The sequence below is a fragment of the uncultured Desulfosarcina sp. genome (assembly GCF_963664155.2).
GTDB lineage: Bacteria > Desulfobacterota > Desulfobacteria > Desulfobacterales > Desulfosarcinaceae > Desulfosarcina.
In genome coordinates this window covers 3,568,750-3,580,851 of the sequence record NZ_CAXXXH010000001.1, presented here as the reverse complement: position 1 = coordinate 3,580,851, position 12,102 = coordinate 3,568,750, and the positions used below count along the sequence as shown (strand labels likewise).

The window sequence follows — 12,102 nt, the reverse complement described above, 5'->3', positions numbered from 1 at the left end:
TTCATTCACTCATCACTCGGTAAAAACCATCCCACATCAACAACCTGTCCTTTTTGCAACCCAAAGAACTGTGCATAAATATCAGGAGGCAATCTATCACTTAGAGTGGACAGGGTGTCGTTAAACAACTTATTGTATGCTTGAATAATCTCACTATCCTTATCCAATTTATCCATCTTAAGAAGGCGCTTATCAAGCGCTTCCTTGCCTATAAGCAACTCATCATGCCCTTTAAGCAGGATAGGCAGGTAATTGCCCTTGGTTCTGTCGCCTACCCGTTGCATGTAAAAAAGGTCAAAAAGGTCATTCCGATAGCTTTTAAATAGCGCTTTCATACCATCGGAATCCTTGACTCCTTTCAATGTTCCGAAATGTTTGGCATACAAAAGACACTCATCGTCCGGTTTGGCAGGGGTGCGTTTCTCTGACATGGATGGGCCACATCCCGGCGGGATTCCAGGTTGCCAGGGGCCGAGTGCTGCGGAGGCTTCCCGGCAGTTGTCGAAGCAATACTGTTTCAAGGGCCAGAAACAGTCTCCGTAAGTGTAGTAGAAAAAGGAGGACCACCAGTACATCCGGGCGTTCTTTACAGTCTTTCCGGTATGGAATAAACTTCGATTTGCGAGTTGATGGCACACCCCGATTGCCAGGTAATAAAGTTTTGGCCAGCGACAGGGTTTGTTACTTGCCATGTATTTGACGATCTTTTTATTATCTTCAAAAATGAGCGATTCTGTGTCCGACAAAATCTCTCCCCCCGTGCACTTTCCAAAACATGGGAAACTCTCCCAGCGGCCATCTCCTTCAGTGAATTTGACATACGTGTGATCCGCCGGGCTGTACGGTAAATAGGCGGGTCTTACTTCGACATGCACATTCGGGCAGTTTGCCTGAACGGTATCCACGCCCTGGCATTCATTGCCTTCCGCATTCGGCAATGCGACACCGTAAAACGTCATCAGAACGATGGGCAGAATGACTGCCCCAAAGATAATATGCCGATTGACGTTTTTCATGATGATCCTCCTGTTTGATGGGGTTTATGAAGAAACGAAACGTTACAAAAAGCTGGTCCCGGAACAGTATCAGGAGGGAAAATGCGAGTGAATCTTATGTTCACGTTAGCTGGAGATCAAAAATATAGCGGATCAAAATAAATCAATCGAATGCGGTTCAAATGCGTATTTGCAATTTTCTAACTGTATAATTACGTGCATGATTGTTATGCAGAAAACTTTTTCCCATAGCCATGCCTCGACCGCCAATATGGTCAGCCTGCAAAGCCAACCTCGCAAGCACAAACAGGGCAGCCTGAGAACCTGAAGCTCTTTGTTATGTACCCAATGGTCGACCTATAGCCAGAAAATGTACAGAAAAACCGGGGAATGGATATACCTAAATCGATTTTACGATAAAGGTCAATTAGATTGTGCCCGGAAACTCCCGGAGCAAATGATCGGGTGGCTACGGTTCCCGAATGACCCCCTTACGTTCCATCCGCCCTGGCGGATGAGCTGATTGCTTTGACTGCGCCGGGATAAGGGAACCGAAATATATTCTGAAGCCGTCTTAAGGCGGCAGGCTGATAGTCAAAGGACCTTTTGCCGGGAAGTTAATCCTGATAACTGAGGACATATAGAGGTTCGGTGGGAAAACTATTCGTTTTCGTCATTTTTAAGGTTCGTTCTTCCTGTTGCCAGGCCGGTCCCGGTCATTTCCCGGAGTTGCCTCAGTGTTTCTTCAAGGACTGGTAGTTGTTGTTTATCTTTGGAGTTTTTTGAAGTTCTTTTCAGTTCGATTATCATCTCAAGATCAAGGACTTTTATCGAATGGCCTCTGAATTTAACATCCACTGTGTAATCAAGCAGATTATCATAGGTTTTCCCCTGTTCAATAACAGCAAGCACGTCAAGGGGGCCGAACCGGGTAGAATATAGGGCGTGGCCGTCTCCGGAAATGTCCTGCTCCGTCGGTTCAATGATTTTGTCGTCCGGACGACGATGAACGGCATCAATTGACTTGAGAAATAAAAGAAGCTTGGCGATATTTTCGGAAGATCGTTGATGGACGATGTCGACATCCATTGTAGTCACGGGAGCGCCCTGAACAACGGCGGCGAGGCCACCGACCAGAATAAACTTGATCTCAGCTTTTATAAGTCCTTCAAGTACTGCGCTCAGGTCTGGACCAGTCGCCTTTTCTTTGTTGCTCATAGGCATCCCTTAACTCCTTAATGGTACGGGCCGCGTTATCATTGGCCCGTAAGCGCTCTTCCGGGGACATCTTGAGAAACATTGCCACCAGTCCCTTATCAACACCCGGTGAATCCCTGGAGGTCTTCTTAATTGTCATAACCGGATCTCTCTTTGGCAAGGCTTTTTAATTTTCAGCCAAACGCTACCTTGGGGGGCGGAGAGGTATGAGCCGTCCCACACAAGTGTGATGTTATGCGAGATTTTATGATCTCAGATTTAAGACGACTTTCGGCAAGCAACTATATATCGATAACTATACTCAATTAAAGGCATAAAGTTACTCATTAACGGACAATTCATCGCACTGACGACAACTCCTCGTCAATAGATATTGTCGCGTTTAACTGGTACGAGTGGATGAGCTTGTTCGCTCAGTTTTCTTTTCCATCAATGATAATCCTCGGTACAAGCCCCTATACCCCTCGAATCCTCGAATCTTCAACCCCTATTTCATACCATCCGCTCGATCTCACCAATCCTCTTTTTCAGTCGCTTGGCCGACACCGGCCCGTCGGTGCCCACCTCCTGGGCGAACACCGAAACCTTGTACTCCTCGATGGTCCAGAAGAAATCTTCGACGGCCGCCCGCTTTTCAGCGGAGGTCGCGGCATCCATGGATGCGAGCATGCGGCCCAGCTGCTCCGTAAAAGGCTCCACCAGGGCTTGCCGGACACGGTCCTTTTCCAGATCGGTGATGCCGCGCTCCACGCGGATGGAGATAGCCTTCAGGTAGCGAACCAGGTGGGACAGGCGCTCCCGGTCATAAAGCGAAACAAAATTGTCGGGCACCAGGCGGGCCAGCTCATCCTTGAGGGTCTGAAGGAAATGCCCCACCACCGGTGCGGCGATGCGTTTCTGCTCGATTTCCATGATCCGGCATTGCGCTTCGTGGTGGGCCTCGATGACGGCCACGACCGCATCGCACAGGTCCCGGCCGCACTGGTGCACCCGCATGCCGATCAACTTTTCGACGTGGGCGTCATATTGGGCCTCCGTCAGCAGGTTCACCGCGAACAGCTCGCGGGTGACGCACTGGAAAAGCTGCGCCTCGACAGCCGCCATCCCCCCGAAATAGTTGACCTGTCGCTTGAGCAGGGCCGGCAGTTTGAGGTTCTTTTTGAGGTGTTTGACGTCGTCGGCAAACTGGCGGGCCAGCAGCGCCGCCACCCCGGCGGTGTGGGCCACGTCCGCCGCCTTCGAATCGGTGAACAGTCTGATACCGACATCCTCACCGATAACCGCCAGCCGGGGATAGATGCGCCACGGCGTTCCCCGGCTGTCGTCGGCGGTCAGCACGTCGGGCAGGTCCCCGAAATCCCATCCGATGATGCCATCGCGCTCCCATTTACGCTTCAGGCCGCCCAAGCCCGACGGAAGGGCCGGCTTCTTCGGGGCCCGGTCCAACAGGCGGTCGTCCCGCCCGCTGGCCACCACCTTCCCCTTGGCGTCGGTAATGGCCAGGCGCATTTTCAAGTGGTCCGGCAGGTCGTCCACGGGCCAGGCCGCTGCGGGGACATCCACCTGCAACCGTTTGAAAAGAAAGCGGCTCAGGGCGGTAGGCAGGCTTTCCCGGCCCCGCGGCATCTCGCGGAGGATGGTCTGCACCGTGTCGGCCACCGGCACCAACTTGACCCGGCAGGTTTTGGGCAGTCCTTTGATCAGCGCGGTAATCTTCTCGGCCAGCAGGCCCGGCACCAGCCAGTCCAGCTGCTCGCGGGGGACATCTCCGGTGGATTCGGCGGGGATAGTGACGGTGACGCCGTCGGTTTCCGCTCCCGGATCGAAGGCATAGTCGCAGTCCAGCACCCGGTGGCCCAGGTCCAGCCGGCGGGGAAACTGTTCCAGCACACCCTCGTCCGGCAGGTAGTGGATCAGCATCTCCCGGTCCAGGCGCAGAAATCCGTCCCCGCCCTGCTTGCGGATGAAGTGCTTGAGAGTCCGCATGTCGGACACGCCGGGAAGCCGCTCTTGGTAAAAGGCCACCAGCACCTCGTCGTCCACCAGGATATCCCGGCGGCGGATGCGGTCCTCCATATGGCGCACCTCTTCCACCAGGTCGGCATTGTGGCGCATGAACCCCAGCGGCTGTTTCACGTCCCCTTCCACCAATGCACTGCGGACGAAGATGTCCGACGCCTGCCGGGGATCGATGCGGCCGAAGGCCACGCGCCGGTCCGCGACGATGGGCAGGCCGAACAGGGTCACCTGCTCCCTGGCCACCACCTCTTCGCGGCTGCGTTCCCAGTGCGGGTCGGACCAGGTGGCCCGGCACAGGTCGCCGCCCAACGGCTCCAGCCAGGCCACGTCAATCACCGCCGCCTTGCGGGCGAACAGGCGCGAGGTCTCCACCATTTCCGCCGCCACGATCCAGTTGCCCGGATTCTTGAAAAGGCCCGAACCGGGGAAAAGCATCACTTCGCGATCCTTGGATGCCCGGAAGAATACCTTTTCTTTTTTCATGGCGATGTTGGACAAGAATCCGCTCAGGATGGCGCGGTGAATGGCGGCATACAGGGGATGGAACGACCCGTCGTCAGCCTGGCCGCCCGCCGGAATATCCTCAAGGACCTGCCCGCTGCTTTCCAGGGGACCGAACCGCTGCTCCTTCAGTACGGATTTGATCTGGCCGTGAATATCCCGCCATTCGCGGATGCGCCGGAAAGAGAGGAAATGCTGCCGGCAGAACTTCTTCAATTCGTTCATGCTGCCGGGCCGGCTGCCGGCATCATGGATCGCCTGCCAGATGTTGAGCACGGTGACAAAGTCGGAGAGCGGGTCCACAAACTGCCGGTGGGCCTGGTCGGCCAGGGCCTCTTTGTCCAGCGGCCGCTCGCGCACATCCTGGATACTGAGGGCCGCGGCAATGATGACCACAGGGTTGAGGCAGCCTTCCCTGCGGGCTTCGATGAGCATTCGCGAGAGGCGCGGATCGATGGGCAGGCGGGCCATGGTGCGGCCATTTTCCGTCAACCGGTATACCCCGCCGCCGCTGCGATTTCCTTCCGGGCGGACGATGGCGCCCAGTTCGAACAGCAGGTCGAATCCGTCCTGGATGCTTCTTTCAGCCGGCCGGTCGATGAATGGGAAATCGGCGATGTTTCCGAGCTTCAGCGCAATCATGCGCAGAATGACCTCGGCCAGGTTGGAGCGCAGGATTTCCGGCTGAGTGAACAGAGGCCGGCTGCCGTAGTCCTCCTCGGTATAAAGACGGATGCACACCCCGTTTTCCACGCGCCCGCATCGTCCTTTGCGCTGATCGGCGCTGCTCCTGGAAACCGGCACCACCGGCAACGAGGTGGTCCGGGACCGGGGCACATACTGGGAAATGCGCGCCAGCCCCGTGTCAATCACGTACTTGATCCCCGGAATGGTGATGGATGTTTCGGCCACGTTGGTGGCCACGATGATCTTACGGGCCGCGCTGCCGGCGAACACCTTGCGCTGCTCCCCGGCACTGAGCCGGGCAAACAGGGGCAGGATCTCGGTCCGCGAAAAATGACGTCCGCCCAGGGTCTCGCAGGTTTCCCGGATATCCTGCTCAGTGGGCATGAAGATCAGGATGTCCCCGCGGGTGCGGCGGGCCGCCAGCTCATCCACGGCCAGTGCCGCCAACTCGACGGGCGTACGGTCCTCCTTGTCCTCCGGGTCGTCATCGGGGTAGAAATAGCGCGTTTCCACCGGGAACAGCCGTCCCGACACCTCGATTACCGGTGCATCGTCGAATGCCCTGGAGAATTTCTCGGTGTCGATGGTGGCCGAGGTGATGATCAGCTTCAGGTTCTTTCGTTTGTGGACCAGCTGTTTCAGGATGCCCAGGACAAAGTCGATGTTCAGGCTGCGCTCGTGGGCTTCGTCCACGATGATCGTATCGTATTCGTTGAGCCAGGGATCACCCTGGGTTTCGGCCAGCAGAATCCCGTCGGTGACCACCTTGATGTACGCATCGGAGCCGGTCTTGTCCTGGAAGCGGATCTTGTAGCCCACCGATTGGCCGAGTTCCTCTCCCAGTTCCTCGGCGATGCGGGCGGCCACCGTGGTGGCCGCAATGCGCCGGGGCTGGGTGCAGGCGATCCTGCCGTCGATGCCGCGCCCGGCAGCCAGGCAGAATTTGGGGATCTGGGTGGTTTTTCCCGATCCGGTCTCACCGGAAATGATGGTCACCGGATGGTTGCGGATGCTGTCCACGATCGCCGCCTTGGCCTCGGTAATGGGAAGATGGGTCAGATCCTGAAATCGGGGGACCCCTTCACGGCGGCGCTTCCTTCTGGCAACGGCGTCACGGATTTTTGGTGCCAGACCGTTCAGGCGTCGGGCAATCTCATCGTCCTCCAGCTTTTTCCTGGACCGCACCAGCCTTTCCAGTTCACGGCGCAGGACGATGGCATCACTGTGCATGGTCTTTTTCAGCAGGGTCCGGAATTGGTCAATTTGTTTTTGCTTGTCGATCACGAAGGGTCCTGTTCGTCTGCGTTCAACGGGCTTGTGGCGCCTTTTTCTACCATGACCAAAAAGGATTACAACCCTTTTTACCGGCGGCTATCTGCCAATCGGTTCCCCCCTGTGGTTCTGTAAATCCGAATTGTGCCGGTTCATGCAATCTGGTAAATTGTTCATGAAGTTTATCATGCAGGCGATTCGCCTGGCATCAAGGCAGGGTTCAGCAATACATGGAGGTTGACATAAAAAAGATGACAAGGAACTATGGGTACGGGCGTGGATTGATCGCCGTTTTTTGTTGTGCCGGGCTCCTGATTGGCGCCATCGATCAGACGACCAAGGATGCGCTCAAGGTCAGGCACATCCTCAGGACCATCGCCGAGCACCCCCCGCGATCCGACACGCAGGAGCTCAGCGCCCAGGTGACCGAGAAAGAGCTCAACGCATACATTGCCTACCGTCTGACACAGGAGAAGGAGCCGGTTTGCGACAGCCTGACGCTGAACCTGCTGGATCACAACCTTGTCAGCGGTAAAATCCGGTTCGATGCGCAGCGGCTCAATCTGGACACGCTGCTGGGCGACCGTCTGGAATTTGATTTCAAGGGCCTTTTTCTGACCCGGAGCGGGGCGGCCCGTATCGATCTGGTTTCCCTGCAGCTCAACGGCCAACCCGTCAATCCGCAGGTCCTGGACTTCGTTATCCACACGGCGGCGTTGGTTTACCGAACGGAATCGTCAGGTATCGGCGACTGGTATGAATTGCCCAAAGGAATAAAACGGATTCAGGTGAACAAGGCCAACGCCGTCTTGTATTATTGACAGCTCAGCGATTGCTTTCATGGACGATTTCGGGGAAATGACCCTCCTTGCAGATCAACCCGTCAATCGGCTGATCGAACACCACGGAAAATCCCTTCGGACTGCTGCGAACCACCCTTCCCGTGACCCGAAGTTGATTTTCAAATTCGAAAACCGGAAAGTTGAGTTCAATGGACTGGTCCTCGGCGATTCGCCGCCACGTATGGATAAAAACCCCTGTGGCGCCGATATTCTTGATGATTTCCCGGAACGTCCCTTCCTTGACGGTGTATTCCGCGATGATAAACGCCGCCCGACGGGGAAATCGGCGGTGGTTCTGATTCGATGGACCATTCATGGGTTATACGCTGCGATCCTTTAGTAGATGAGCATGTTTACCATTTCATGGCTTTAATTCCAAGAGCCAACCCGAAATCGGGGAGAGTCGGCTGGCAACGGATTTAAGCTGTCCTTCTGTTATCGAAACGCCGGCGGTCAAAACCCCTTTCCTTTCACAATCAGGCGCATGGCATCGAGTCTCACCCGGGCCGTCGAAACCGCCGCCAGCATGGCCTCCCGTTCCAGTTTTACCGCATTGATTTCCTGATCACGAATAGCGGCATTCACCCGGGAAAGCGCCTCGATACGGTTGACGGCGTCGTCTCCCGCCTGGCCGGCCGCCTGAAACGCCGCCTCGATGACCGGCAGGAACCAGGCCTGGGCCATCACCCGGCCGGCCTCGACCATATCCGGAATCCGGTGGGAAACAGCAGGAAAAATTTTGGCGAAAAGGGAGGCCGAACCCTCGGTGAGCAGTTCCGACAGCCCCTCGGGCAGCTCTTTCTCCCCATTTTTCAGGTGGTGATCCACGACCACCCGTAACGGGGTGGGGGGCAGGTATCGCTCAACGTCAAGGTCCGGCTTCGAGGTCGCCTCCACCACGAATACCATCTCCAGCAGGAATGCCGGTTCCCCGGCTGTAGCCCAGTGGGCAAAACCGGCATTTCCTTTCCCGCTGCCCAGGAAAAGTTCCATGGCGCCGGTTACCAGCGGATGCTCCCAGGTAAGGAATCCGAGATCTTCACGGGCCAGGGCAATGGAACGGTCCGTGGTCACCGTCAGACCCGAGGGTCGGAACCCCGGCAGCGGATCCGCATAGCGGTGATCAGGGCGCAATCGATAGATGTGAGCGGTGATCGGCTCCATCACAATTCCCCAGACGTCCAGCAGCCGCTCGACCCATTCCGTAAAATCGGGATCACCATCGACCTCCCGGATGGCACCCATCAGACGGTCCACCTTGTCCGGTGGTAATGCATCCAGTTCCAGGAGCCGATCCCTTCCCGAATCGATCCGGCGCTGCTGACGCATGACGGCGATCCGGCCGCAGCGGATCAGCCTGTCCAGGCGGGAAACCGCCTCTTTCCTGTCCATGTCGCCGCCAAGCGCCGTCAATTCACCCAAGAATCGGTGGGTCACCCAGCCGGCGGCCGGCACATTTTTTTCAAATGCGTCGAGGGCTTCATGGTACCATCTCGTCAGGATCTCCCCGCCGGTTCCACGGACAAACGGCACCAGCACCTGGACCACCCCGGTCTGGCCGATGCGGTCCAGGCGGCCGATGCGCTGCTCCAGCAAGTCCGGATCCGGCGGCAGGTCGAAAAGGACCAGGCAGCGGGCAAACTGAAAATTGCGCCCCTCGCTGCCGATCTCCGAACACAGCAGCACGGCGGCACCGCCCGGCTCGGAAAACCAGGCGGCATTGCGATCCCGCTGCACCAGGGTCATCCCCTCGTGGTAGCGGGCGACATTGATGTTGAGGCGTTTTTCCAGTTCTTCGTATAGGGCATTGACCTTCCCGGCCGTTCGGCATATGAGCAGCGTCTTCTCTTCACGATGGCTGCGCAGATAGTCTTCCAGCCAGGCCACCCGGGGATCGTCTTTGAAAGAGGCGGCCCCGTTTACCGGTTCCAATCCGCAATCCTGCATAAATTCCCGGTTGAGCCGGCGGCGCATCAAGTCCCCGGAGCCATCCATGTCAAGGGGAACCAGACGCGCGCGCCTGCCGGGAAACCCGCTCACGGTACGCCGGGTATTTTTGAACATCACCCGGCCGGTGCCGTGCCGATCGATGAGCGCCTGCATCAGTTCCCGCCGGCCGGCGGTTCGGGCCAGCTTTTCGTTGATCTGGCGGGCTGGGGCGCCGAGCAGGTTCGCAAGGCGCCTCACGTTATCCGGATCGGCATGGCCGCCATCAGACACCACCTCGGCCATCCGTGCCACCTGACCGAATGCCTGGCTTTCCGTTTTGAATTGCCGGTAATCGGTATAGCGGTCCGGATCCAGCAGGCGCAGCCGGGCAAAGTGGCCCCGTTCCGCCAGGTGTCCCGGTGTGGCCGTAATCAGAACAATGCGCTCAACGGCTTCGGCCAGCTTTTTAACCTGCCGGGACAAGAGCCCCCCCGGCTGCATGTGATGGGCTTCGTCCACGAGCACCATATCCCAGCCGGCATCGGTCAAGTTAGACCGCAGCGCAGGCGATGCCGTTGTCAGAAAGGAGAAGCCGCAGAGCCCCAATGGTTCCTCGAAAAAGGGATTGTCGCCGGCCGTGGAAGGCGGCCCGGCCGCCATAAACGCATCATCGAAAATGCGGCACCGCAGATTGAACCGGCGGGCCAGTTCCACAAACCACTGCACCACCAGGGCATCGGGAACGATAGTCAGGATCCGATGAATCCGTCCGATGGTGGTCAATCGATGCAGGATAAGGCCGGCTTCGATGGTTTTGCCCAGACCGGTTTCGTCAGCCAGCAGCACCCGCGGAAGGCGGCGGTCGCTGACCTCGGCGGCGATGGCGAATTGATGGGGAATCAGGTCCACCCGCCCACCCACGAATCCATACACCGGGGACCGGGCCATGCGGTGCCGGTAGCGCAGGACGCGGCACCTCAGATCAAAAAGGGTCGACGGGTCCCGCTGCCCGGCCATGAGCCGCTCTCTCGGGGTGTCGAGCACCAGGGTGTCGGCCAGACGGTCTTCACGCAGGCATAGGCCATGGCCCCGATACACATTCAGTCCCCCTTCCGAGGCAACCGAATCGATGGTCATGGTTTCGCCACGCCCGCTCTGAATGCGATCGCCGGGATGAAAGACAATTCGCCGGATCGGAGCGCTTTCTATTGCATATACCCGGGTAATGCCGCTTTTCGGGAATCTCAGGTGAATCCGCCGGCCGTCGATCGCATCGACGATCCCGACGCCCAGTTCGGGTTCCATTTCACTGGCCCAGCGCTGGCCCACCGCAAATTCGGTCATCGATGCCACGACTGCTCCTGCACAAAAACACAATCGGCTCCGGCATTGAACCGGAACCGATTGTGTTTGTCTGATTTTCTATCGTTGACGGCCCGAAGCCCGGGCCTCCTAAATTGCCGACTATCCCTTCAGGGGAAACTTGGGTTGAATAATGTCGTAATAGGCCTTCTCGGAGATGGTGCCCCAGGTGCCGACCACCTTCTGAAAGGCCTTGAACGAGTTGTTGACCTTGGTAGCCATGGGGGTCTTGGCGGCTTCCTCGGCCACCACCTCGTCGGACAGCTTACGCAAGTCATCCAGCACTTTATCGGGAAACTGGAGCAACTGCACCTTCTTTTCGTTGATCAGGGTCTGCAGGGCCTGGCCGTTGAGGGCCTCGAACTGGGCCAGCACCCAGTGCTCGGTTTCGGTGCAGGCGGCATCGATAATGTTCTGCAGGTCCTTGGGCAGACTCTCGTAGGCTTTCTTGTTGAAGAAGTATTCCAGGTAGGTACCCGGTTCGTGCCACCCGGGATAGTAGTAGTATTTGGCGGCCTCGTAGAAACCCATGCGCAGGTCGTGCAGGGGACCCACCCATTCGGTGGCGTCGATTACGCCTCGCTCCAGCGAGGTAAAAATTTCACCGCCAGGCAGCAGCACGACCGTGCCGCCGGCCTTGGCCAGGACTTTCCCGCCCAGGCCCGGGATTCTCATCTTCAACCCTTTGAAGTCGTCGATGGTTTCGATCTTCTTGTTGAACCAGCCGCCCATCTGGACGCCGGTTGAGCCGCCGGGACGGGGAATCAGGTTAAAGGGGGCGTAAGTTTCCTCCCACAGCTTCAATCCGTCGCCGCCGTAAAACCAAGCACTCATGCCCTGGGCGTTCATACCAAAGGGCACGGCGGCAAACCACTGGGTAGCCGGCTCCTTGCCTGCCCAGTAGTAAGAGGCCCCGCTGCCCATTTCCACGGTGCCGTCGGAAGCCGCCTGGAAGCTTTCCAGAGCCGGCACCAGCTCACCTGCAGCAAACACCTTAATTTTTATACGGCCGTCTGAGAGCTCTTCGATACGTTTGGCCAGACGCTCGCAGCCGTCCTGTAGCACCGGCAGTTTGGGAGGCCAGGTGGTGACCATACGCCATTCGTATGTTTTTTTGGTAACAACCGCTGCTGCTTTTGGCTTTTTATCTTCTTCCTTCTTCGTGCAGCCGACGACACCCGCTGTCGCCACAGCAGCCGCTGCTGCCCCCAAACCTGCTTTTCTCAGAAAATCACGTCTTTTCATCATCTCCTCCTTACGCGCGTTGTTAGTGAAAA

The 12,102-nt window shown here is 57.4% G+C and carries 7 protein-coding genes; 1 reads left to right on the top strand and 6 read right to left on the bottom strand.

Annotated features, from left to right (window positions below; all coding sequences use genetic code 11):
* Positions 1-5 precede the first annotated feature (5 nt).
* The 3 genes from ACHZBS_RS16255 to hrpA all read right to left on the bottom strand — a co-directional run bounded on the left by ACHZBS_RS16255 (position 6) and on the right by hrpA (position 6,704).
* The gene (locus tag ACHZBS_RS16255) at positions 6-1,016 is read right to left on the bottom strand and encodes a hypothetical protein (RefSeq protein ID WP_319407570.1); all 1,011 of its coding nucleotides are present in this window, start codon (positions 1,014-1,016) and stop codon (positions 6-8) included.
* 639 nt (positions 1,017-1,655) lie between these two features.
* Positions 1,656-2,213 (bottom strand): hypothetical protein, encoded by a 558-nt coding sequence (locus ACHZBS_RS16250; RefSeq protein ID WP_319407569.1) that lies wholly within the window; start codon positions 2,211-2,213, stop codon positions 1,656-1,658.
* A 492-nt stretch (positions 2,214-2,705) separates the two neighbouring features.
* Complete coding sequence (hrpA, locus tag ACHZBS_RS16245) at positions 2,706-6,704, bottom strand: ATP-dependent RNA helicase HrpA (protein ID WP_319407567.1); 3,999 nt, start codon at positions 6,702-6,704, stop codon at positions 2,706-2,708.
* Between the two features lie 239 nt (positions 6,705-6,943).
* On the opposite strand from hrpA, the gene ACHZBS_RS16240 reads away from it, so the two are divergent.
* Positions 6,944-7,513, top strand: a complete 570-nt coding sequence (locus ACHZBS_RS16240) for a hypothetical protein (protein ID WP_319407566.1) — start codon at positions 6,944-6,946, stop codon at positions 7,511-7,513.
* 4 nt (positions 7,514-7,517) lie between these two features.
* On the opposite strand, the gene ACHZBS_RS16235 is transcribed toward ACHZBS_RS16240, so the two are convergent.
* From ACHZBS_RS16235 to ACHZBS_RS16225, 3 genes are all read right to left on the bottom strand, one after another.
* Positions 7,518-7,850 (bottom strand): PilZ domain-containing protein, encoded by a 333-nt coding sequence (locus tag ACHZBS_RS16235; protein ID WP_319407565.1) that lies wholly within the window; start codon positions 7,848-7,850, stop codon positions 7,518-7,520.
* A 137-nt stretch (positions 7,851-7,987) separates the two neighbouring features.
* Positions 7,988-10,807 carry an RNA polymerase-associated protein RapA gene (rapA, locus tag ACHZBS_RS16230; RefSeq protein WP_319407564.1) on the bottom strand — a complete coding sequence of 940 codons (2,820 nt, stop codon included), beginning with the start codon at positions 10,805-10,807 and terminating at the stop codon, positions 7,988-7,990.
* A gap of 120 nt (positions 10,808-10,927) precedes the next feature.
* Positions 10,928-12,070, bottom strand: a complete 1,143-nt coding sequence (locus ACHZBS_RS16225; protein WP_319407563.1) for a TRAP transporter substrate-binding protein — start codon at positions 12,068-12,070, stop codon at positions 10,928-10,930.
* Positions 12,071-12,102: the final 32 nt, after the last annotated feature.

What these genes read in the sequence shown, in the direction of transcription:
- ACHZBS_RS16235 (WP_319407565.1), bottom strand. Translation starts at nt 7,850, where the DNA reads ATGAATGGTCCATCGAATCAGAACCACCGCCGATTTCCCCGTCGGGCG.
- rapA (WP_319407564.1), bottom strand. Translation starts at nt 10,807, where the DNA reads ATGACCGAATTTGCGGTGGGCCAGCGCTGGGCCAGTGAAATGGAACCC.
- ACHZBS_RS16255 (WP_319407570.1), bottom strand. Translation starts at nt 1,016, where the DNA reads ATGAAAAACGTCAATCGGCATATTATCTTTGGGGCAGTCATTCTGCCC.
- ACHZBS_RS16240 (WP_319407566.1), top strand. Translation starts at nt 6,944, where the DNA reads ATGACAAGGAACTATGGGTACGGGCGTGGATTGATCGCCGTTTTTTGT.
- ACHZBS_RS16250 (WP_319407569.1), bottom strand. Translation starts at nt 2,213, where the DNA reads ATGAGCAACAAAGAAAAGGCGACTGGTCCAGACCTGAGCGCAGTACTT.
- ACHZBS_RS16225 (WP_319407563.1), bottom strand. Translation starts at nt 12,070, where the DNA reads ATGAAAAGACGTGATTTTCTGAGAAAAGCAGGTTTGGGGGCAGCAGCG.